The following is a 20,891-nucleotide window of genomic DNA, read 5'->3' as shown; positions in this document are numbered from 1 at the left end:
GGAACAATGACCACTGAAACCCGCAGCCCCTCTCTGACCTGTTGCCGCAGCGTTGTTACAAAGGGATACACCCAAGTGGCCAGTTCACCGGGGCCATTGCTGACAACCACAATTTCAAGGGGAGATGTCATGGGTTATGTTCCCCTTGAATGCAAAATTGGCTGCCGTCAGTCTCCCTAAGACATTTCTTGAATAATGTAGTCAAAGTAGGGTGCCGCCACTTCAGCATCTTCAGTGCTGAGCAGTGCCAAGGAGGCGTCCTTGAGGCAACGAATGGCTTCTGCCATCCCTGTCATCGGCACACCAAGGGAGTTGTACATTTCCCGCACCCCAATAATACCCGTGCGCTCAATGGGGTCTTTGTCACCCGCGAGGATGCCATAGGTAATCAGGCGCATGTACCAGCCATAGTCACGCAGACAGAGGGCACGCTGTTTCTGGCCGTAGGCATTGCCCCCCGGTGAGATGAAGTCAGGCCGCTTCTGCCACAGTTGTTTGCTGGCTTGCTCAACAATGCGTTTCTCATTTTCGGCCAGTGTCGTGGCAATGCGGAGGCGTTGCTCACCCGTTTGGAAAAAGTCACTAATCGTCTGGAGTTCGCCCGTGGTGGGGTAGCGCAATTCATCGTCCGCTTTAAGAAGAACCTGACTAATGACACTCATATTGCTAACACCGCTTAATACATCCCTCATTTTAGAGGACGGCGACCCCTTGTTGACGCCACTCCTGATCAAAATCTCGACGGTTGATAGAGGAATTTAGCGGTGTCGATGGCAAACCACAGCAAGACAGCCCCCTAGAGCCAATCTGCTCCCTTGGTGATAGGATCAATGCGGTTTGCACTGGTTTTCGTTCACCTGTGATTGATCTCAAACAACTGCGAGAAAATCCCCAAGCCTTTGGCGATCGCCTGCGGCGGCGCGGCGGTGACTTTGACCTTGACCGCATTTTAGAATTGGATGCCCAGCAGCGACAGCTTGAACAACAGCGATCGCACCTCCAAGCCCGCAGTAACGAAATTGGTGCCCTCGTCGGCAAAAAGATCAAGTCCGGCGTTGCCGCCACTGACCCCGAAATTCAAGCCCTCAAGGCCGAGGCCAACGATCTCAAGCAGCAACTCAGTGATCTTGAACCCCAAGAACGGCAACTTAAGGAAGAATTGGAACGCCTGCTGCTAACGATTCCCAACCCCCCCAGTGAGACCACCCCCATTGGCCGCGATGAAACCGAAAACGTTGAGGTACGCCGCTGGGGTGAGGAGTATAAACCGAGCCAGCCTTGTCAGCCCCACTGGGACATTGCGACTCAATTGGGACTCTGGGATGTGGAGCGATCGGTGAAAGTAGCGCAGAGTCGCTTTGTTACCCTCTTGGGCATGGGGGCTGCCCTTGAGCGAGCCTTGATCCAATTCATGCTTGATACGCACCGCGATCGCGGCTATGTGGAGGTCTTGCCGCCCTTGTTGGTCAATAGTGCCTCACTGACGGGAACGGGGCAGTTACCCAAATTTGCCGAGGAAAGTTTTCGCTGTGCCGATGATGATCTCTGGCTGATTCCGACAGCGGAAGTGCCGGTGACGAATTTCTACCGCGATGAAATTTTAGCTGCCGATCAATTGCCCATTTACCACTGTGCCTACACCCCCTGTTTTCGCCGTGAAGCGGGGAGCTATGGCAAAGATACACGTGGCCTGATTCGCCTACACCAATTCAACAAAGTGGAGTTGGTCAAGTTTGTTCACCCGGAAACCTCTGCCGCTGAACATGAAGCCCTTGTGGCCGATGCCGAGTATATTCTCCAAGCCCTGAAGTTGCCCTATCGAGTGATTGAACTGTGTACTGGCGATTTGGGCTTTGGCGCCATGAAGTGCTACGACTTAGAGGTGTGGCTGCCCGCTGCCGGCTGTTACCGCGAAATTTCCAGTTGCTCGAACTTTGGCGATTTCCAAGCGCGGCGTGCCAAGATTCGCTTCAAAGCTGCCAAGCAAAAAGGGACACAGTTTGTCCACACCCTCAATGGCTCTGGCCTAGCCGTTGGACGAACCATGGCAGCCATTCTCGAAAACTACCAACAACCCGATGGGACGGTGCGGGTACCAGCGGTGCTGCAACCTTACTTGAAGTGTAGCCACATTGGCGGGGCAAAATCGTGAACACCACCCTCGGGGCGATCGCCCAAGCTTTGGGGTTAGATACAACTCATCCAGATCTGCCAATCACAGGCATTTCCACTGACTCCCGCCAAATCGCAACTGGCAATCTCTTTGTTGCTCTGCGGGGGGAAACCTTTGATGGCCATCAATTTGTCGATCTGGCCGCCGCCGCCGGCGCGATCGCCCTAATTGTCGAGGTGCCGGTGTCTTCTGCTCTGCCGCAACTTCAGGTAGCCAATACCCTGAGTGCCTATCAACGCTTGGGACAGTGGTGGCGGCAGCAATGTCCAGCCAAAGTCATTGCCGTCACTGGCTCCGTGGGCAAAACCACCACCAAGGAAATGATTGCCGCTGTTCTGAGTCACTATGGCGCCGTCCTCAAAACCGAAGCCAACTTCAATAACGAGATTGGCGTGCCCAAAACCCTTTTACAACTGGAACCCCACCACCAATTTGCCGTGATTGAAATGGGGATGCGGGCGCGCGGTGAAATTGCCCTTTTGAGCCAGATTGTCCAACCGGATGTTGCCGTGATTACCAATGTGGGTACTGCCCATATTGGCCGCCTCGGTTCCCGCGAAGCCATTGCCCAAGCCAAATGCGAACTGCTTGCCGAAATGCCCCAAGGGGGAACAGCCGTGCTCAATGCCGATAGTCCCCTACTTTTGCCGACAGCGGCGCAGGTCTGGTCAGGGCCCACAATTACCTATGGCCTTGAGGGGGGCACCCTACGGGGAATCTATCAACCGCCCCAAACCCTCCACGTGGATCAACGCACCTACACCGTTCCCCTTGCGGGGGCACACCATGCCTTGAACTTTCTGGCTGCCCTTGGGGTGCTGCAAGCCTTGGACTTAAAGAGCGATCGCCTACCCCGACAGTTGACGTTAGAATTGCCCAGTGGTCGGGGCGGTCGCTATCGCCTCGAACCCGATATTTGGCTACTGGATGAAACCTACAACGCGGGTCTGGAATCGATGGTGGCGGCCTTGCACCTGTTGCGATCGCTCCCCGGTCAGCGGCATCTGGCAGTTCTTGGCCCTATGCGGGAACTGGGGGACTTTGCGGTTGCCTTCCATGAGCAGGTGGGAGCCACGGTTGCTCAATTAGACCTCGATGGCCTTTTAATTCTCGATAAGGGCGATGAGGGAGCAGCCCTTGCGCGGGGGGCAGGGCGCGTTCCCAGTCAGCAATTTGCTTCCCATGAAGAATTGGTGGCCTATTTGCTGCAGCATTTACAGCCGGGCGATCGCCTCCTCTTTAAGGCCTCCCATGCCGTTGCCTTGGATCGCGTAGTGAATGAACTGCAGCAGCGCTGGCCAAAACTTCAGTCCGGTTGAGACTTGCCAAGAGCGGTGAACTACGCTACATTAAAAAATCGTCAATATTCCTCAGTAGCTCAGCGGTAGAGCGGTCGGCTGTTAACCGATTGGTCGCTGGTTCGAATCCAGCCTGGGGAGTTTAATAACTTGAGCCACGATAGCGACGGCGGCGCTGCCCATCATGCCCATATCTAACAGCAGCAATTGGGGCAACGCTAGGCCAGCCGTCTCCATGCCCTCTAGCACAGCAAGGATGTCAGCATCAAGGTTTTCCCAGATGACCGTAAGGTTTTGACTGCTGAGGATGTTGTGCCAAATTTCTCCCTGCCGTTGGAGGGCTTGTGTCATGAGTATCGTTGTCATCAATGCCTAAATCCTTCGACGGTTGCGAGGGCGATCGCGATGTTAAAAAGACTTAACACTACAATGACAGGTTGGCGATCGCAGAAATGTTCATAGAGAACAGTCGCGCCAACTCTCCCTAGGGAACGGCTACCGTTTCCAACAATTCTGCCACACAGGCCCGCCCTGAGCGCCCTGCTGCTGTAATCAGACGATGAGCTAGAACATGGGGCGCCAATTGCTTGACATCATCGGGGAGGACATAGTCACGGCCATTGAGAAAGGCCAAGGCCTGAGCTGTGCGCTGGAGCATCACGGTACCGCGAGGACTCACCCCCAAGGTAATGCGATCGCTCTCGCGGCTCGCCCGCACAAGGGCAAGAATGTACTTTTGCAACACTGAATCTACCCGCACCTGTAGCACCTGCTGCCGCAACTGTTGGATCTCCGCCAAGCTGAGGCACGGTTCCAGTTGATTGACATCTAAGCCCCCCTGCACCCGTTGCAGCATTTGTAGTTCCTCTTCCTCGGTGGGGTAGCCCAAGCTAAAACACAGGGCAAAGCGATCCAACTGGGCTTCGGGCAGCGGAAAGGTGCCTTGGTATTCCACGGGGTTCTGGGTGGCAATGACAAAAAAGGGCTGGGGCAGGGGGTAGGTGACGCCATCAATGGTGACTTGGTACTCCTCCATGACCTCTAGGAGTGCCGATTGGGTGCGGGGTGTGGCGCGGTTAATTTCATCCGCCAGCAGGATATTGCAGAAGACAGGACCTGGGCGAAACTCAAACTCCGCTGTTTTGGGATTCCAGATATTGGTGCCCGATAAATCCGTGGGCAGGAGATCGGGTGTGGCTTGGATGCGCTGAAAGGTACCCGCCAGCGATCGCGCCAAGGCTTTGGCCAAGAGGGTTTTTCCCACCCCCGGTACATCCTCCAGCAAAACGTGTCCCCCCGCCAGCAACCCCACTAGCATGAGTTCAATGGCAGCTTTTTTGCCCACCATGACCTGTCCAAGGTTATTGATCAGTCGCTGTAGGGGTTCACGCATAGGAGACCACTCGTTCAAGAAGATCAGCCGCTACTTGGCAATCGGCAGCAATTTGCGCCTGTAGGGCAGCCAAACTGGGAAACCGTACCTCTGGGCGAATAAAGGCCTCTAAATGAAGTGTGATCTCTTGATTGTAAAGATTCCCCTGCCAGTTGAATAGATGCACCTCTGTGGTCACTTGCCGACCCGTCACCGTCGGTCGCATCCCAATATTCACCACCCCCAATTGCTCAGTGGCGAACGCTGCCCCCGTAACGCGGCAAGCATAAACGCCGTGGCGAGGCAATAATTTGTCTGGGGGGAGGGCTAGATTGGCGGTGGGAAATCCCAACTGCCGTCCCAACTGTTCCCCTTGAATCACGGTGCCGGTCAATTGGTAGGGGCGTCCCAAAAGCTCCCGTGCCAAGCCCACATCTCCCTCGGCGAGGGCGGCCCTTACTGCTGAGCTACTGACGCGATCGCTCCCCCGACAATAGGGGGGCACAATATGCACTGGAATACCAAAGGCAGCACAGAGGGTGCGCAAATCCGCCGCTGTCCCCGATCGCCCACGGCCAAAGCCAAAATTAAAACCCACACTCAATACCTTGGCCTGCAACTGCTGTACCAAAATCTGCTCAACAAACTCCAAGGGCGACAGTTGGGCAAGAGCATGGGTAAAGGGCAGGACAATCACCTGCTCAATGCCATAGTGGTTCAAAAGGGCACGTTTTTCCGCCTCTGGGGTCAGCAGCAGGCGCTCTTCTCCCGTAAAAAATGCCTGCGGATGGGGCGAAAACGTAATCACTGATCGGTAACAGTCGGGAGGCGCTGCTTCAACAAGCGTACGGATAACCTCCTGGTGCCCGCGATGGACACCGTCAAAATTGCCAAGGGCGATCGCCGTAGGAGTTTGCAAGGGTAGGCCGCTATTCAATTGACACAGGAAACATTTTGACACATTTAACCAAGGAGCAATAGTCCGGGAAAGCCTTCATTAAGATTTTCTATTCACGTCATAGAAGAACTTCTCTTGAATCCCCCAAGAGGCCTATGCTACGTTGAGTAGCAATTTATCTTTTTGTGCCTAATCTAAGCCTTGGCAGCTTGGAGCGGAGGAACCAACGAATCAGGGGCGCATTCTCCACCGAGAAAGGATACCACTGAATCCTAGCCCGTCAGCTAACTTCGTCGGCATTCAGTTGGAGACTGGCTGTTTTTCACAACTGCTCAGTGTTCCAGTGATTCGGTTTCGTGGGGTTGACCGAATTTGTTACCTTAGAAACTTTTAGGAAGCCCAATGCTGATTGAACACTGGCATACATTCGCTGCTGGCACGATCTTCCTAGGCGTGATCCTCCTGATCATGACCGAGTGGATCAACATTACCATTGCAGCCTTTTTGGGCGCGATTCTCCTTGTCTTTCTCAACATTATGACCCTTGGGGAGGCCATTAGCTACATTGGCCGCAGTCACGGTACTCTCGCTCTCTTTTTCGGCGTCATGGTTCTGGTGCGAGCCTTTGAACCCACTAAGGTGTTCGAGTATCTGGCCACCCAAATGGTTCTGCTTGCCCGCGGTCAGGGAAAACGCCTGCTGCTGGGGATCGTGGCTCTGACAACCCCCATCTGTGCCGTACTGCCCAATGCCACAACAGTGATGCTCCTTGCCCCCCTGTTGCCCCCCATGGCGGCTGAAGTGGGGGTGGACTTTGTCCCCCTGATTATCTTGATGGTGATTGTCTCCAATAGTGCGGGGTTACTCACCCTCGTGGGCGATCCGGCAACCTACATTGTGGGGGATGCCATCAACCTCAGCTTTAGCGATTATCTGTTGCGGTTAAGTTTAGGGGGTGTGCTGGCGATCGCCGTCATTGTCTTTTGTCTGCCGGTTCTCTTTCGCCGCATTTGGCGCAAAGAACTCAACTCCCTTGATCACTTGCCCCACCCCAAAATTAATCATCCCCGCACCCTAGCGGTGGGTTGTGTGATCATCGTCTTTGTCTTGACCTTCTTTGTTATTGGCGATGGCATGGTCGTCAAAGTGTCTCCCCCTGCGGTCGCTTTAATGGGGGCTGCCCTTGCACTCCTTTTATCCCATCAAAGCAAAATCGATACGGTGACCCACATTCTGCGGGATGTGGACTGGGCCACCCTGATCTTTTTTATGAGCATTTTTGTCTTGATCGGTGGCCTAGAAAAAACCGGCATCATTGGTCAACTCTCCCACCTCCTCGCCATTCTCATTGGCCAAAATATCTTTTTTGGCTCACTGCTGCTCTTATTTGCGATTGGCATTCTCTCTAGCGTCATTTCCAATATCCCCCTTGTGGTGGCGATGGTGCCACTGCTGAAAAAATACCTTGTCGATGTGGGTCTAGCAGGTTCAGAAATTCTCCACCCTGGTTATGGGGGTGATTTGCCCCCCCAGGTGCTGCCCCTGTTCTATGCCATGATGCTAGGGGCAACGTTGGGCGGCAATGCCACGCTGGTGGGCGCCTCTGCCAACATTGTTGGTGCCGGGATTGCGGAACTCCATGGCCGCCGGATTAGCTTCAAAACCTTCCTGCGTTATGGGGTACCGATTACGGCCTTGCAGTTGGGGGTTTCAGCACTCTTTCTAACTGTGCGCTTTCTCATTTGGCGCTAAGGGTTTGATTCCTGTGATCACCACGTGGGATCTCGAAAGACATAGGCAGTAATCTGGGTACCATCCTCGCCATCGCCCGCAATCGTAGAAATACAGGCGCGAATTTCCTCGCCATCCTCCAATTCCAACGTACAGGCGCCACAACTGCCCATGCAACAACCCGTGGGAATGTCGACCCCAGCGCGCGCTGCAACGCTCAGCCAACTTTCACCCACTTCGGCCTCAACGGAAACCTGATCCGGCACAAAGGTGACCTTAATCATGGCCTGCCTCCATGATACGTTCCCATCAAATACAGTAACGCCATCCGTACCGCCACCCCACTGGTCACCTGCTGATTCACTAAACTGAACTGCGGATCATCCAGCAATGCCGAACTCAATTCCACGCCGCGATTCACCGGTCCCGGATGCAAAACCCGCACCTCCGGTCGGCACAGGCGCAGCCGTTCATGGGTGATACCAAACTGCTGATGGTACTCCCGCAAACTGGGAATCAGGTGCTGATCCATGCGTTCCCGTTGCAGGCGCAGCGTCATCACAATATCGGCATCAGCAAGGGCAGGTTCCAGTGTCCAGTGGAGCGTTGCTCCATAGTCTGCAAATTCTGGCGGCAAGAGGGTGGGGGGGCCGGCCAAATGCACGTCAGCACCGGCCGTTTTCAGGCTGTAGAGGTTCGATCGCGCCACACGGGAATGGCGAATATCCCCGACAATGGCAATTTTCTTCCCCTGCAACAGGGCACAGCGGGGCTGACGCGGATCGTAGAGTTGACAAAGGGTAAACAAATCTAGCAGGGCTTGGGAGGGATGCTCGTGCAAGCCATCACCGGCATTGAGAACCGCCACCTGAGCGCCAAGGCGATCCATTTCCGCCGCAATCGTATGGGGCACCCCCGACTGCTGATGGCGAATCACCATGAACTCTGCCCCCATCGCCCACAGGGTCTTAGCGGTATCGAGGATCGTTTCCCCTTTACTCAGGGCCGAGGTACCGGGCGAAAAGTTGAGAATATCCGCAGAAAGACGTTTGGCCGCCAGTTCAAAGCTATTGCGGGTGCGCGTCGAGCTTTCAAAGAAAAGATTAGCAACCACCCGCGCTTGCAGGGTGGGGACTTTTTTGGTGCGACGATTCAGGACTTCCTGAAAACTGAGCGCTGTTTGCAGCACAATATCTAGTTCCGCCACCGTAAAGTCTTGCAGGGAGAGGACGTGGCGACGCTGCCATTGGAGGGGGGGAGTGAGGGTAGGCGTCATGGACAGGGGGTTAGGGTTTGAGCAAGATCAGCCGCTGTCAGTTGTTCGTAGCGTTCAAAGGGTTGATGGATCCACGGATTTTCCGGCAGGTAATGAACATAGTAGTCCGGACGAATACAAGAGGCCGCTTTGTACCAGAGAACGGCAGTGCGCACTTCCTCCACCGCAAAGCCATATTTGACCTCTAGCCAGCGCAGGGTTTTCTGCAAGGAAAGGCCAGAATCTACCAAATCATCCACCAAGAGGACATGACTGCCAAGGGTAGCGGTGGTCATGGTTAAATCTCGCGCAAAGGTGATGCGACCCCGCTCTTGGTTATTGACACCGCCATAGGAGGACACCGCCAGAATCGCGAGGGGTTGATTAAACAAGCGGCTGAGAATGTCCCCTACCCGCAGCCCCCCCTTGGCCAAGCAGAGGATTTGATTGAACTGCCATCCCGATTCATAGATAGCGATCGCCAACTGTTCAATGGTGCGATGATACTCGTCCCAATCCACGTACAGATCTGCCATGGTGCTAGAAGCTGGCCTTGAACCAAGAAATAGGGATAAACAGCAGCTTGCGCCAGTCAGAGACAAAGGCGCGCCGATTAAAGACATCGTAATCGTTGGCTTCGATGACATCAAGAATCTGGCGATAGAGCATCAATGCCGACCACACGGGCCAACGGGCATCCCGCTCTAGGTAAGCCACCCCCACTTCGGCTTCCCGATAAAATTGCCGTGCCCGCTGAATTTGAAAGCGCATCAATGCCCGCCAGCGATCGTCAATCACTCCCCGCTGCAAGTCTTCTGCGGTGTAGTTAAAGGCAGCCAAGTCCTCTAAGGGCAGATAAATCCGCCCCCGCCGCATATCTTCGCCCACATCCCGCAGGATATTGGTCAGTTGATTGGCAATGCCAAGGGCAATGGCTTGATCCTTGAGGGTACCTTTAGCCTGATAGGGATCCACCCAAGGGGAACACAGGCGATCGCTGTAGGGGTTTCCCCCCATTACCTCAAGGGACATGAGGCCGACGGTACCGGCCACGCGGTAGCAATAGAGTTCCAATTCAGCAAAGGTTTCATAGCGACTGCGGTGCAAGTCCATCCGCTGGCCAGCAATCATGTCCCGAAAGGGCTGGATGTCGAGGGGGTACTGTTCCAGCGTTGCCGTTAGAGCTAAATCCATGCCATCGTGGGGACGTCCAGCAAAAATATCCTCAAGGCGCGCTTCCCATTCATCAAGGGTGGCCATGGTTGTCGTTGCGGCTTGGGGGCCATCCACCAGTTCATCGGTGCGCCGACACCAGACGTAAATTGCCCAAATGGCGCGGCGCTTGGCGGGGGGCATCAACAGCGTGCCGAGGTAAAACGTCTTGGCATAGGCGGCAGTGACCTGACGACACAACTCGTAGGCCTCGTCGAGGGAAATCAGGGGAGGGACGTACTCGGCTCTAGGCAGTTGCAGCATTGGCGGCAGTTTGAATAGAGGTTTTAGGGGGCTGCGGGGCGTTGCTCTCTGCGAGCCGCTTCGCGATCGCCTGCGCTGTCAGCTTACCAGAAAGTACCGCACCTTCCATACTCCCTAGGTAGGGCTGCATCGTGTAGCTCCCCGCAAGGAAGAAGTTGGGAATGGGTGTGGCCTGATCCGGACGAAAGGCTTGGCGACCGGGGGTGGCTTTATAGACTGAGCGGGGGGTTTTCACCACCGCCGTTTTCAGCACTTTAGCAGGTTCCGGTAGGTGATTGGGGAAGAGTTTGGCCAGTTCCGCAAGGGTCGCCTCAACAATCTCCTCATCGCTGCGGCCAATCCACTCCGCAGCAGGCGCCAATACCAGCTCTAGCATTGACTTGTCGGGATCGGCATAGCCCTTGCAGGTTTCGCTCATGTCGGCATAAACACTCAACAGGGGCGATCGCGAGAAGAGGAGATGATCCACTGTCGGCAATTTGCGATCAAACCAGATTTGGACGTTAATCACCGGGACGCCTTCGAGGCCATTGAGTTTCTGGAAAAAGGATAGGTCTTGCCACGGCTTCGGCAGCAGCAGTTTAATGGCATCCACCGACATTGCTGAGACATAGGCATCCGCTGTGACTTCAAAGCGCTGTTGTCCCTCGCGATCGGCCATGACAAAGGACTGCACCGAGAGATCTTCATTGAGGACAATCTCCCGCAGAGCCACATTGGTGTGCACTTCACCGCCCCGCGCGGTCACATAATCCACAATGGGCTGACACAACCGTTCGGGGGGTGCCCCATCCAAGAAGGCAATTTTTGAGCCATAGCGTTCCCGCAGAAAGCGGTTCATCGCCGTCAGGGGAATCGTGGCCGAGACCTCATCGGGGTTCAGGAAGGTCAGTGCCTTTGAGGCCGCAATAAAAATGTCGGAGTTTACCCGCTCATCAATCCCTTGGCGTTGCAGCCATTCGAGGAGGGTGTACTTGTCCATTGCCTCGACGTATTTTTGGCCGCGCACGATCGCTGGCCACAGCCCCAAGGCAAAGCGGAATTTCTGCTCCCACGTCAGCATATCGTTGTTGCGCAAAATGGAGAGCAGTACATTAAAAGGCGCAGGAATATCGGGAACATCAAACCACGAGAGCACCCCCGGCTTTTCCGGTTGGTTAAAAATCAGGGCATGGCGTTTCCATTGCAGGCGATCGCTAATCCCCAATTCCGCTAGGAGTTGCAGCATATTGGGGTAGGCACCAAAAAAGGCGTGCAAGCCCGTTTCCACCCAATCCCCATCGGCATCCTGCCATGCCGCCACCAAGCCACCAAGGACATTGGCACGCTCAAACACCATGGGGGTATGTCCTGCATCCACTAGATACTTGGCGCAAGCTAAGCCCGCTAAGCCACCACCGGCAATTGCAACTCGCATGAATGACGCTACCCTAACTGACGAAGATGAACGCAACCCCCTAGGGGGACAAAAAGCTGTTCATATTATATTTACAAAACGTTACGGAGGCAGCCGCTTTAGGCTAATGTTGAGCCTGAATTTGCCAAATAGGCCGTACTTCCCATCGGACCAAGGTAGCGGCAGAGGTAGGGCGAAAAGACTTCATAAATCAGCGTAATGGGACGGCGATCGTGCCAAAAGAGATAATGCCGCCCCCAAAAAGGCCCCGCCTCGCCAAAGGCTGCCGCCAAGGTTTCAGAGTGCCCGAGATACACCGCCTGAATGTCGCGATAAAGCTCCACCTTGCGTTGGGCGAGGTTCGTCCAAATGGGCATGGCACGGTTTTGCAAATACTCATCCACATGGGCAGCTTCCCACCAAGAGGTGGCGTAGGCCAAACGTTGACCTGAAGCGGTGCGTAGCCACACTTGACGCCGCAGCCGCGGGCCGGGAATGAGTTGCAGTTGCGCCGGGGCGCGATCGCTGGCATGGCCAATGGCGGACATATCTATCACGTCCACTTCCGTGGTTTCACCCGTCAGCAGTTGCAGGTGGCGGGTGGGGGAGCCATCCCCAAGAATCAGGATTTGCCACGCCGGCGCTAAAAGATCATGAGGTAATCCTTGGGCGATCGCCACCGCGTCCCCCTGCCAAATGGGATCAAGGGCATACCAAGGGGTTGAGCAGGTGGAGGGCAACAGCGAAACAGTCAAGGACGGGACACAGTGCTTAACAAAACTTCGTCAATTGTAGCAAGGATTTTATCTGTGGTTCAGGATGGCACGAAAGACCCAGACCTAAAGTACAGTCGTAGTGAGCAGCAATCTTGGGGCAATCTCTATGGCAACCACTGCAGCATCTACCTTGGAACTAACACCCGAACAAACGGCCATTTGGATTAAGGGTCTCTTGAGCATTGCCGGCGCCGATGGTCATTTTGATCCCGAAGAGAAGCAACTGATTGCGAGCCTGATTCGCGAGGAAATTGCCCCAGAAATAGATCTTGAACATTTTGCTCCAGTCACTAATGAAGAACTGGTGGCCACCTTTGGCGGCGATCGCGCCCTTGCGGAAAATTTCGTGCGTACAGCCGTGATGGTGGCGCTTGCCAATGGCATTTACTCCCAATCGGAGGATGCCGAACTGCAACGCTTCTGCAACGCCTTGGGACTGGAAATTACTGCCCTTGAGTCCCTGAAGCACACCCTTGATGGTCAGCACGAGAGCAATGAACAAACCCTGCGCCTATTGGATCCCGTGCGCCACTGGCTGGATGGTTTAGAGGTCAAAGATGCCAAGGTAGCTCGCTTTCTCTGCCGCCTGATTCCCCCCCAATGCCCCTTTGAGCGCGACATTACCCTTTTTGGTCGCAAGATTGTCCATATTCCCCCCCTCTGTAAACTCAATCCCCTTTATGATCAATTAGTGGGGTTGCGCTTTCGCTCGCTCAGCTATTTGGCCGACGAGTGTGGTGAAGATATTACCCCCTACTGTTAGATGGTGCTGACCCGTTTAGATGCCAAACCCAACCAAACCGAAAATTGCCTTTGCCCACCTTGGCTGTGATAAGAACCGCGTGGATACGGAGCACATGATTGGTCTCCTTGCGGCAGCGGGCTATGGGGTGGGTACCGATGAAACCGAAGCCGACTACGTTATTGTCAATACCTGTAGCTTTATCCAAGCCGCCCGCGAAGAGTCGGTGCGCACACTGGTAGAACTGGCAGAAGCCAATAAGAAGATTGTGATCACAGGCTGCTTAGCGCAGCATTTTCAAGGGGAACTCTTGGCGGAGCTTCCTGAGGCGGTGGCCGTCGTTGGCAGTGGCGATTACCAGCACATTGTTGAGGTGATTGAGCGGGTAGAAACGGGTGAGCGGGTGCAACAAATTAGTGCTGTGCCCACCTACATTGCCGATGAAACCGTTCCTCGCTACCGCACCACGCCGGAACCGGTGGCCTATCTGCGGATTGCTGAGGGCTGTGACTATCGCTGTGCCTTTTGTATCATTCCCCATCTGCGGGGCAACCAGCGATCGCGCCCCATTGAGTCCATTGTTAAGGAAGCCCATCAACTCGCCAGCGAGGGCGTCCAAGAAATCATTATTGTTTCGCAAATTACCACCAACTATGGCATTGATCTCTATGGTCAACCCCAACTCGCGGCGCTGATCCGTGCCCTTGGGGAGGTGGATGTACCTTGGATTCGGTTGCATTACGCCTATCCTACGGGGCTAACGCCTGAGGTGATTGCAGCGATACGAGAAACCCCCAATATCTTGCCCTATCTCGATTTGCCGTTGCAACATTCCCATCCAGAGGTGCTGCGCGCGATGAATCGGCCGTGGCAAGCGGGGGTGAACGATCGCCTGATTGAACGGTTACGGCAGGACTTACCCGAAGCAGTGATGCGGACGACGTTTATTGTTGGCTTCCCCGGTGAGACTGAGCACCACTTTGAGCATCTTTGCCAGTTTGTGCAGCGCCATGAATTTGACCATGTGGGGGTCTTTACCTACTCCGCCGAGGAAGGGACTGCCGCCTATGATCTGCCGGATCAGGTTCCAGAGGAAATCAAAATGGCGCGGCGCGATCGCCTGATGCAACTGCAACAACCCATTGCCCAGCGCAAAAATGCCGCTGAAGTGGGCAAAACCATGCCTGTGCTCATTGAGCAGGAAAACCCACAAACTGGGGAATTGATTGGACGATCGCCCCGATTTGCCCCCGATGTTGATGGTGTGGTCTATGTGAAGGGAAGAGCCACCTTGGGCACAATTGTCCCCGTGAAGATTACTGCTGCTGATATTTACGACCTGTACGGCATCATCCCTGCCTAAGTACGGTTTTACTCCTAGGCAGATTGGAATTATTGGGGCTATGGTCAAGGCAGTTGGGGACGTTGCATCGGCTGCTATGGGACGCTCTCATTCCACCATTGATCGGTATGATACCCGTGCTGGCGATCGCTTTTGGCAGTGGCAAGCGGGGGTTGCTGCCTTAGAAAGATTATTGGCAGTCACGCATCCCATTGAGGGCTTTTTAGTCTCCTTCCCCAGCCTCATTCTTCAAGATTGTCCCCTAAAAACCTATGTCCTCATGCCCCAAGGGCGATCGCTGCCCTACCTGCCCCCTACAGACGCCAATCCTGCTTTGCCAGCAATGACCCTTTTGCCCGCAGCGCGAGAAGGCATGAATCCCTTTTGCCTGCTTCTGAGTCCAGAGGTCAATCTTTTACTGATCTATCAAGGGGAGCGCGGACTGCACTTTTCCTTTGCCCCTGAGGAAATTCATGCTTTTTGGCAGCAATTGCGGCAGCAACTTCCCTTAGCCAATCTCCACCCCATTGATCAGTGGCTGGCCAGTGTCGAGATGGTGCCCCCCAGCTATCGTTTGGTGAGTCAGTTTGCTCAATGGCTGCTGGACTATAGTCAACCGGCGGCCACGCCCCTGACTGTGACTTCTACCCCCATGGCTGCGGATATTAGCCTGCTGCAAGCCCTTTCCCACGAGGTGCGCACTCCCCTCACCACCATCAATACCTTTATCCAATTGCTACAACGGCAAGAGAATCTACCGCAGCGCACGTACCAGTATCTGCAAAAGATTGGTCAAGAGATTCAGGATCAAATCACCCGCTTTAATCTCCTGAGTGATGCCGCCGAAATCTTCACTAGTCCTAGCCCCAAACCCCCCCTTGCGTTTGGGCAAACCCACTTGACGGAACTCTTCACGACCAACTTGGCTCGCTGGCAAAAACAGGCGGCGCGTCGTCAAGTCAAATTGGTTCTCGACTATCCGCCCAATTTACCCCTTGTTCTCAGTGATCCAGCGTCTTTGGATCAGGTCTTGACTGGGTTAGTGGAATACTATAGCCAAACCCTTGCCCCAGAGAGTGAACTGCAATTGGTGGTGCAGCGGGCAGGGCAGCACGTGAAGCTAGAATTGCGATCGCCCCAGTACAAACACCGCAGCGATCTGGCCGCCTTGGGGCACCTGCTCCTGTGGCATCCCGCAACCGGCCAACTGAGTCTCAACTTTCAGGCGGCAAAACTCTTAATAGAAGCAGTCGGCGCTAAGGTCATTCAACGGCGCGATCGCCAAGCGGGCGAAATTCTCACCCTTTATTTGCCCATTGCTGAAGACAGCGGCTGACAGCGGGGACAATAGTGGCTGGAGCGTCCTGCCAAGCGCAGCCGTTCAATCGTTGTGCCACAGACGCGGCAGGCTTCCCCCTTGCGACCATAGACCCATGCTTGACCCCCATAGCGACCATTCACCCCCGCCGGAGTGACGAAGCTACGAATTGTCGTACCGCCTGCTGCAATCGCTTCCCTCAGCACTTGGCGAATCACCTGATGGAGGTGAACGATCTGCTCAATCGTTAGGGTGTAGGTGGGTAGGGCGGGGTGCAGACCACTCAAGAAAAGACTTTCATCGGCATAGATATTCCCCATGCCGGCAACAACGGTTTGATCCAAAAGTGCCGTTTTTAGCGCGCGACGATAATGCACCAACCGCTCCGCCAAGAACCAAACTGTAAAGGCCTCACTCAGGGGTTCTGGTGCCAAGCTGGCCAGTGTGGGAATCGCCGTTTCGGGGCGGCAGTGTGCAGGAATCCACCAACAGCGACCAAACGTCCGTTGATCCACAAAGCGGAGTTCCGCCCCCGTTGCGAAAAACCAGCGTACACGGGTATGGGAACAAAGGGGCACCGGATCAGTGAGCCACAGTAACTGACCACTCATGCGCAGATGAATGACGAGGTGGCTGCCGTCATCTAGGGTGGCTAAAAGATACTTGCCGCGCCGTTGCCATTGTTGCAGGGCGCGATCGCGCAGGTGATCAATAAACGCTTGCGGCTCTTCAGGAAGCGCAATAGAACGGGCTAGAAGCACCTCCACCCCCACAATGGGTTGCCCAAGGGTGACCACCTCTAGCCCACGACGTACGGTTTCAACTTCCGGTAATTCCGGCACGGTCTGAGAAACTATTTACCTTTTTTGGGCGGAGCCACTTCTTGCACTTCGTGCAGCGCAAAGTTATTGGTGTTCACACCGCTGGCACTGCCGCTGTAGCCGGTGTAATTGACTTTGTCGAAGCGCACAATCACAGGATATTTGACGCCGGGGGTTTGATCCACAGAGGCGACGGTGCCCACTTCGTTGTACCAGTAGGATTCAGGGCGGAGAATCTTGACTTTAGAACCACGTTGCACCATGAGTTATCGTCCTAAAAATTTCTCAACGGCTAGAGTTAAGCCTACTATGACTACTACGGCTTGTTACGCTCACTCCACAAAATTTCACAGAGCACCCCATCTCTGGAACCCAGCAAAGGGCGGTTATGGGTTGGTCGCGTGACGAATCTCGGTGAAAAAAAGGCTGTATACTAGCGGGGAACTCCTTTCCATCATCCTGTTATGGCTAATACTGTCGAAGTGATTAAGCTGTCTGGGGTCTTTGGTGGCCCCCAAGCTCAGGAATTTCGTCAAACCATTGGTGAGCTGGTTCAAGGGGGGACTCAAGCCCTATTGCTGGATTGTGGTGAGGTCACCTTCATTGACAGTTCTGGCTTAGGCGCTCTTGTTGTTGCCCTAAAAACCGTCCGGGCAGGTGGGGGACAGCTTTACCTATGCAATATTCCCAAGCAGATGATGATGCTCTTTGAACTCACGAGCATGGATAAGGTCTTTCACATCCTCAAAAATGAGGAAGAGTTCTTTTCATTGAATCTACCTTCCCAAGGGGCAAGTAACTAGCTTCCCCTGCTACAATAGGCGATTCAGTTATCTGGCAACCAGTTGTGACCCCACCGCACTAGCCAATTGTTCGAGCATCGTTACTGTTGTCGCAAAGTCCACGCAGGGATCGGTAATACTTTGGCCATAGACCAATTGCGAGAGATCCTTGGGAATCGGTTGATTACCCGCCTTGAGATGGCTCTCGATCATCACACCCGCCAAATAACGGGAACCTTGCTGTACCTGCTGGGCAAGATTTTCACACACTAGCACTTGGCGTTGGGCATCTTTGGCAGCGTTGGCATGGCTACAATCCACCATCAGGCGGGGGGTGAGTCCCTTACGCTCTAGGAGGGCAGCCGCCATTTCGATGTGAGCGGCAGAATAGTTAGGGCCCTCTTTGCCGCCGCGCAGTACAAGGTGAGTATCGGGATTCCCAGTGGTGGCAACAATACTGGCACGGCCTTCAGCATTAATTCCCAGAAAATGGTGTGACTGCTGTGCCGCGATCATGGCATTAATTGCGGAATCTAAGTGACCATCGGTGCCATTTTTGAAGCCTACGGGCATCGAGAGACCCGACGCCATTTGACGGTGGGTTTGGCTTTCCGTCGTACGAGCACCAATGGCGGTCCAACTCACAACGTCAGCAATGTACTGGGGAATGATTGGATCGAGCAATTCTGTAGCGGCGGGCATCCCCAAGTTGGCCAAATCCAGCAGCAGCTTCCGTGCGAGGCGTAAGCCGGTGTTGATATCATAGCTGCCATCGAGGTGCGGATCGTTGATCAGCCCTTTCCAGCCTACAGAGGTGCGGGGTTTTTCAAAATAAACCCGCATGACAATTTCAAGACTATCCCGCAGGCGATCGCGCAGCCGCGCCAACTTTTCCCCGTATTCCAAGGCTGCCTTGACATCGTGAATTGAACAAGGCCCCACAATGACCAGCAGTCGGCGATCGCGCCCCTTAAAAATGTCACGAATGCGATCGCGGGTTGTGGCCACAAGGGTGGCTTGGGATTCGGTCAGCGGTAAATCCGCCAGCAGGGTAGCAGGCGTCAACAAGGGTCGCGTCTCAACAACGTGAAGATCAAACGTTTGCGGCATGGATCAGCAATCAGCACTTTTTTCATCATACCTCTCTAGCTACGATCCGCGCGCCACAGTAGGGCGATCGCCACCACCAAGCCAATACCGTGGGGCAACCACGCTGCCGCCAAGGGTGAGAGGGTGCCAATCGTCCCCAGTGCACCGAGAAAAAACGTGAGCACGTACTGACCAAACACCACTGCCACACTAATGCCAAATCCTTGACGCCCCCGCCGTTGGGAGGGACTGAGGCCAAACCCCACCCCTAAAAGGGCAAAGACCACCGCCAAAAAGGGTTGGGCATAGGCCTGAGCCAGATGAACCTTGAGGGCACGCACCAGTTCTGGTTCTTGGGCTGGATCAAGGCGTTGCAGGGCACGGCGTGCTTGGGTGATCGAGAGTTCATCCACATCTGTTGGCCGCAGTTGTTGAGATTGGGCAGGCCGCGGCAAGCGGATCTCCTGTTGATCAAATTGCAAGAGATTGCGGCTGACTCCCGTGTGGCTAATCAAATAGGCTACCCCCTGAGAGAGTAACCAGCGACTCTCACGCACATTCCACTCAGCGGATTCAGCGCTAATGACCTGAGTCACCTGTGGTTGTGAAAAGTCCAAAACCGTGATTCCCTGAATGCGGCTGCCATCAAAGCGATGCCCATAATACAGTCGCCGCACATCTCCTTGGCGATCGTACTCAGGGTAGAAAATATCGGTGCCTGAGCCGAGGGTACGCTCCTGTTGCAGTAACTCCCGCATGAGTTTTTGCGATTCATACTTGGCGATGGGTACGGCGATTTCATTGAGCGCAAGGGTCAACCCACTCACAAACAATGCAAAAACCACTACAGGGACGAGGACACGGCGCAGACAAATCCCCACACTGCGCAGCGCAATCCACTCCCCCTCCTCTGAGAGCCGACTCATCGCCCCCACAACCGCGAGCAACACCGCCATCGGAAACACCAAGACCAAGACGGTAGGCAGTTGATAGCCAATCAATTGCAGCAAAATCGTTAGGGGCAGTTGAGCATCGGCAATTTGTCGCACCAGATCAAAAATCGTGCCGACGGTCAGCGCCAAAGTGGTAAAGATTGTAACGCCAAAAACAAACCCCGGCAGCAGTAGCGAGAGAAGATACTGATCTAACTTGGGGAGGGTCGGCAACCAGATCCGCCGTAGTGCTCTGATCATGTCTAGAAGCGAAAATCCTCACCGAGGTAGTATTGCCGCACTTTGGCATCCTGTGCCAATTCCCAGCTATTCCCTGCGGCTAAAATCTGCCCTTCCCGTAAAATGTAGGCGCGGTCAATAATTTCCAGCGTTTCCCGCACATTGTGATCGGTAATGAGAATGCCCATTTGGCGATCGCGCAGCTTGGCAATCATGTCTTGGAGGTCATGCACGGCAATGGGATCCACGCCCGCAAAGGGTTCATCGAGCAGTAAAAAACTGGGTCCTTGGGTTCCTGCTGCCAAAGCACGGGCTAATTCGGTGCGCCGCCGTTCTCCCCCTGAGACTCGTCGACCGAGGGTGTGGGCAATGTGGGTGAGGCGGAATTCCGTGAGCAGTTGATCCAAGCGATCGCGCCACTGCCGCCGCGGCACTCCCGTCTCCTCTAAAACCAAGAGAATATTTTCAGCAACCGTCAACTGGCGAAAGATACTCGGTTCTTGGGGCAGATAGCCAATGCCCCGCCGTGCTCGCTGATGTAAGGGAGCTTGGGTAATATCCTCATCATCCAGCCATACTCGGCCATCATCCGGTCGTTCAATCCCCGTGGCCACATAAAACGTCGTGGTTTTGCCTGCACCATTAGGCCCCAGCAGACCCACCACCTCTCCGCGAGCCACCGAGAGACTGACGTGATCCACCACCCAACGACTGCCATACCGTTTACATACCCCCTCTAGGCGAAGCGTGGTCGGTAGCGCAAACCGCCCATTAGGGCTGCACAGGTGTAAGAATTTGTTGGTTAGGGTCATCGGGGATCATTAAAATAGATTCGACTTGGCGGCTGGGGGCGGGCAGAGCGACAAATTTTGCTTCCTCAATAAGATATGTGATGGTGTCAGCGCGGAGACTGTTCCCCTGTTGCAAAACATACACATTCCCACTGAGGACAATGCGCCCCTCCCGGCTAAAGTATTGTGCTTGTGCCGCCGTGGCCTGAATTTGGCGGGCGGGATAACGCAGTTGCACATTGCCCCGTGCCGTGATCACGCCTGTGACGGCATTCGCCTGCTGCACATCGGCCAAAATGGTAAGTGCTTGGGAAGGCGTTTCTTGGGAGTCTGCGGGCTGCCAGAAGAGGGGAGCGATTGCTAACCCTACCCCCAGTGTACCCAGCGCCAAAAGGCGGGATGGCCATCGGGAACAAGAGTGCAACATTTCCTTAAAGTCTCCGCCACAATGTCTTTATC

General features: G+C 54.6%; 22 protein-coding genes, 1 tRNA gene and 1 riboswitch. Of the genes, 8 read left to right on the top strand and 15 right to left on the bottom strand.

From position 1 onward, the window contains the following. Positions 1-176 precede the first annotated feature (176 nt). Positions 177-662: an allophycocyanin subunit alpha-B gene (gene apcD / locus RHI63_RS02740; protein ID WP_190278062.1), complete on the bottom strand. Its 486-nt coding sequence runs from the start codon at positions 660-662 to the stop codon at positions 177-179. Between the two features lie 197 nt (positions 663-859). Here apcD and serS point away from each other — a divergent pair, with 197 nt between their 5' ends. From serS to RHI63_RS02725, 3 genes are all read left to right on the top strand, one after another. After that, positions 860-2,152 carry a serine--tRNA ligase gene (gene serS / locus RHI63_RS02735; RefSeq protein ID WP_310744776.1) on the top strand — a complete coding sequence of 431 codons (1,293 nt, stop codon included), beginning with the start codon at positions 860-862 and terminating at the stop codon, positions 2,150-2,152. Continuing rightward, on the top strand, positions 2,149-3,492 hold the full coding sequence (gene murF, locus RHI63_RS02730) for a UDP-N-acetylmuramoyl-tripeptide--D-alanyl-D-alanine ligase (protein WP_310821801.1): 1,344 nt from the start codon (positions 2,149-2,151) through the stop codon (positions 3,490-3,492). Before serS ends, murF begins: the two co-directional genes overlap by 4 nt. A 48-nt stretch (positions 3,493-3,540) precedes the next feature. Beyond that, positions 3,541-3,612, top strand: a tRNA-Asn gene (locus RHI63_RS02725). A 343-nt stretch (positions 3,613-3,955) separates the two neighbouring features. Here RHI63_RS02725 and RHI63_RS02720 read toward each other — a convergent pair. Next, positions 3,956-4,864 (bottom strand): MoxR family ATPase, encoded by a 909-nt coding sequence (locus RHI63_RS02720; RefSeq protein ID WP_206200971.1) that lies wholly within the window; start codon positions 4,862-4,864, stop codon positions 3,956-3,958. Further along, positions 4,857-5,762: a bifunctional riboflavin kinase/FAD synthetase gene (locus RHI63_RS02715; protein ID WP_225901629.1), complete on the bottom strand. Its 906-nt coding sequence runs from the start codon at positions 5,760-5,762 to the stop codon at positions 4,857-4,859. Before RHI63_RS02715 ends, RHI63_RS02720 begins: the two co-directional genes overlap by 8 nt. A 155-nt stretch (positions 5,763-5,917) precedes the next feature. Then, a riboswitch (cyclic di-AMP (ydaO/yuaA leader) is annotated at positions 5,918-6,056 on the top strand. 87 nt (positions 6,057-6,143) lie between these two features. Between RHI63_RS02715 and RHI63_RS02710 the strand changes: the two genes are divergently transcribed. After that, positions 6,144-7,493 carry an ArsB/NhaD family transporter gene (locus tag RHI63_RS02710; protein ID WP_310821800.1) on the top strand — a complete coding sequence of 450 codons (1,350 nt, stop codon included), beginning with the start codon at positions 6,144-6,146 and terminating at the stop codon, positions 7,491-7,493. A gap of 17 nt (positions 7,494-7,510) precedes the next feature. Here the strand turns inward: RHI63_RS02710 and RHI63_RS02705 are convergent, their stop codons facing one another. The 6 genes from RHI63_RS02705 to RHI63_RS02680 form a co-directional block, all read right to left on the bottom strand. Continuing rightward, positions 7,511-7,756, bottom strand: a complete 246-nt coding sequence (locus RHI63_RS02705) for a 2Fe-2S iron-sulfur cluster binding domain-containing protein (protein WP_302677281.1) — start codon at positions 7,754-7,756, stop codon at positions 7,511-7,513. Next, positions 7,753-8,748, bottom strand: coding sequence for an aspartate carbamoyltransferase catalytic subunit (locus RHI63_RS02700; RefSeq protein ID WP_206200967.1), 996 nt, complete (start codon positions 8,746-8,748; stop codon positions 7,753-7,755). The genes RHI63_RS02705 and RHI63_RS02700 overlap by 4 nt, the downstream gene beginning before the upstream one ends. Next, complete coding sequence (locus RHI63_RS02695; protein WP_149820490.1) at positions 8,745-9,263, bottom strand: phosphoribosyltransferase; 519 nt, start codon at positions 9,261-9,263, stop codon at positions 8,745-8,747. The genes RHI63_RS02700 and RHI63_RS02695 overlap by 4 nt, the downstream gene beginning before the upstream one ends. A 4-nt stretch (positions 9,264-9,267) precedes the next feature. Then, entirely contained in the window at positions 9,268-10,203 is a 936-nt protein-coding gene (locus RHI63_RS02690) for a phytoene synthase (protein WP_206200965.1), read from the bottom strand. Then, positions 10,187-11,620 carry a 15-cis-phytoene desaturase gene (gene pds / locus RHI63_RS02685; protein ID WP_206200964.1) on the bottom strand — a complete coding sequence of 478 codons (1,434 nt, stop codon included), beginning with the start codon at positions 11,618-11,620 and terminating at the stop codon, positions 10,187-10,189. Before pds ends, RHI63_RS02690 begins: the two co-directional genes overlap by 17 nt. A gap of 98 nt (positions 11,621-11,718) precedes the next feature. Then, a complete protein-coding gene (locus RHI63_RS02680; protein ID WP_310800429.1) occupies positions 11,719-12,354 on the bottom strand; it encodes a chorismate lyase in 636 nt (211 codons plus the stop codon). Between the two features lie 127 nt (positions 12,355-12,481). Between RHI63_RS02680 and RHI63_RS02675 the strand changes: the two genes are divergently transcribed. From RHI63_RS02675 to RHI63_RS02665, 3 genes are all read left to right on the top strand, one after another. Then, positions 12,482-13,138 carry a Mo-dependent nitrogenase C-terminal domain-containing protein gene (locus RHI63_RS02675; protein ID WP_206200962.1) on the top strand — a complete coding sequence of 219 codons (657 nt, stop codon included), beginning with the start codon at positions 12,482-12,484 and terminating at the stop codon, positions 13,136-13,138. A 19-nt stretch (positions 13,139-13,157) separates the two neighbouring features. Further along, positions 13,158-14,480, top strand: a complete 1,323-nt coding sequence (gene rimO / locus RHI63_RS02670; protein WP_310821799.1) for a 30S ribosomal protein S12 methylthiotransferase RimO — start codon at positions 13,158-13,160, stop codon at positions 14,478-14,480. Positions 14,481-14,556: 76 nt separating this feature from the next. Then, a complete protein-coding gene (locus tag RHI63_RS02665; RefSeq protein ID WP_206200960.1) occupies positions 14,557-15,795 on the top strand; it encodes a sensor histidine kinase KdpD in 1,239 nt (412 codons plus the stop codon). On the opposite strand, the gene RHI63_RS02660 is transcribed toward RHI63_RS02665, so the two are convergent. Together RHI63_RS02660 and RHI63_RS02655 are read right to left on the bottom strand one after the other, a co-directional pair. Further along, positions 15,765-16,619 (bottom strand): DNA-formamidopyrimidine glycosylase, encoded by an 855-nt coding sequence (locus RHI63_RS02660; RefSeq protein ID WP_206200959.1) that lies wholly within the window; start codon positions 16,617-16,619, stop codon positions 15,765-15,767. The two genes, RHI63_RS02665 and RHI63_RS02660, sit on opposite strands and share 31 nt — an antisense overlap. 11 nt (positions 16,620-16,630) lie before the next feature. After that, a complete protein-coding gene (locus RHI63_RS02655; protein ID WP_011057407.1) occupies positions 16,631-16,861 on the bottom strand; it encodes a photosystem I reaction center subunit IV in 231 nt (76 codons plus the stop codon). Positions 16,862-17,062: 201 nt separating this feature from the next. Between RHI63_RS02655 and RHI63_RS02650 the strand changes: the two genes are divergently transcribed. Continuing rightward, positions 17,063-17,401 (top strand): STAS domain-containing protein, encoded by a 339-nt coding sequence (locus tag RHI63_RS02650; RefSeq protein WP_206200958.1) that lies wholly within the window; start codon positions 17,063-17,065, stop codon positions 17,399-17,401. 27 nt (positions 17,402-17,428) lie between these two features. On the opposite strand, the gene RHI63_RS02645 is transcribed toward RHI63_RS02650, so the two are convergent. From RHI63_RS02645 to RHI63_RS02630, 4 genes are read right to left on the bottom strand one after another with little or no spacing between them, the layout of a single operon-like run. Further along, entirely contained in the window at positions 17,429-18,490 is a 1,062-nt protein-coding gene (locus RHI63_RS02645) for a 3-deoxy-7-phosphoheptulonate synthase (RefSeq protein ID WP_206200957.1), read from the bottom strand. A gap of 35 nt (positions 18,491-18,525) precedes the next feature. Then, on the bottom strand, positions 18,526-19,662 hold the full coding sequence (locus RHI63_RS02640; protein WP_310821798.1) for an LptF/LptG family permease: 1,137 nt from the start codon (positions 19,660-19,662) through the stop codon (positions 18,526-18,528). 2 nt (positions 19,663-19,664) lie between these two features. Next, the gene (gene lptB / locus RHI63_RS02635; RefSeq protein WP_310821797.1) at positions 19,665-20,453 is read right to left on the bottom strand and encodes an LPS export ABC transporter ATP-binding protein; all 789 of its coding nucleotides are present in this window, start codon (positions 20,451-20,453) and stop codon (positions 19,665-19,667) included. Then, positions 20,413-20,859, bottom strand: coding sequence for an LptA/OstA family protein (locus RHI63_RS02630; RefSeq protein ID WP_302677271.1), 447 nt, complete (start codon positions 20,857-20,859; stop codon positions 20,413-20,415). The genes lptB and RHI63_RS02630 overlap by 41 nt, the downstream gene beginning before the upstream one ends. Positions 20,860-20,891: the final 32 nt, after the last annotated feature.

The sequence above is a fragment of the Thermosynechococcus sp. GLH187 genome, from assembly GCF_031583395.1.
Lineage (GTDB): Bacteria > Cyanobacteriota > Cyanobacteriia > Thermosynechococcales > Thermosynechococcaceae > Thermosynechococcus.
This window is presented reverse-complemented; position numbering and strand designations above follow the sequence as displayed.

Excerpts from the sequence above, each read along its gene's own strand:
- RHI63_RS02630 (WP_302677271.1), bottom strand. The coding sequence starts at position 20,859 with ATGTTGCACTCTTGTTCCCGATGGCCATCCCGCCTTTTGGCGCTGGGT.
- RHI63_RS02665 (WP_206200960.1), top strand. The coding sequence starts at position 14,557 with ATGGGACGCTCTCATTCCACCATTGATCGGTATGATACCCGTGCTGGC.
- RHI63_RS02695 (WP_149820490.1), bottom strand. The coding sequence starts at position 9,263 with ATGGCAGATCTGTACGTGGATTGGGACGAGTATCATCGCACCATTGAA.
- RHI63_RS02675 (WP_206200962.1), top strand. The coding sequence starts at position 12,482 with ATGGCAACCACTGCAGCATCTACCTTGGAACTAACACCCGAACAAACG.
- lptB (WP_310821797.1), bottom strand. The coding sequence starts at position 20,453 with ATGACCCTAACCAACAAATTCTTACACCTGTGCAGCCCTAATGGGCGG.
- RHI63_RS02640 (WP_310821798.1), bottom strand. The coding sequence starts at position 19,662 with ATGATCAGAGCACTACGGCGGATCTGGTTGCCGACCCTCCCCAAGTTA.
- RHI63_RS02705 (WP_302677281.1), bottom strand. The coding sequence starts at position 7,756 with ATGATTAAGGTCACCTTTGTGCCGGATCAGGTTTCCGTTGAGGCCGAA.
- RHI63_RS02710 (WP_310821800.1), top strand. The coding sequence starts at position 6,144 with ATGCTGATTGAACACTGGCATACATTCGCTGCTGGCACGATCTTCCTA.
- RHI63_RS02645 (WP_206200957.1), bottom strand. The coding sequence starts at position 18,490 with ATGCCGCAAACGTTTGATCTTCACGTTGTTGAGACGCGACCCTTGTTG.
- rimO (WP_310821799.1), top strand. The coding sequence starts at position 13,158 with ATGCCAAACCCAACCAAACCGAAAATTGCCTTTGCCCACCTTGGCTGT.
- RHI63_RS02650 (WP_206200958.1), top strand. The coding sequence starts at position 17,063 with ATGGCTAATACTGTCGAAGTGATTAAGCTGTCTGGGGTCTTTGGTGGC.
- RHI63_RS02720 (WP_206200971.1), bottom strand. The coding sequence starts at position 4,864 with ATGCGTGAACCCCTACAGCGACTGATCAATAACCTTGGACAGGTCATG.
- pds (WP_206200964.1), bottom strand. The coding sequence starts at position 11,620 with ATGCGAGTTGCAATTGCCGGTGGTGGCTTAGCGGGCTTAGCTTGCGCC.
- RHI63_RS02690 (WP_206200965.1), bottom strand. The coding sequence starts at position 10,203 with ATGCTGCAACTGCCTAGAGCCGAGTACGTCCCTCCCCTGATTTCCCTC.
- RHI63_RS02700 (WP_206200967.1), bottom strand. The coding sequence starts at position 8,748 with ATGACGCCTACCCTCACTCCCCCCCTCCAATGGCAGCGTCGCCACGTC.
- RHI63_RS02655 (WP_011057407.1), bottom strand. The coding sequence starts at position 16,861 with ATGGTGCAACGTGGTTCTAAAGTCAAGATTCTCCGCCCTGAATCCTAC.
- apcD (WP_190278062.1), bottom strand. The coding sequence starts at position 662 with ATGAGTGTCATTAGTCAGGTTCTTCTTAAAGCGGACGATGAATTGCGC.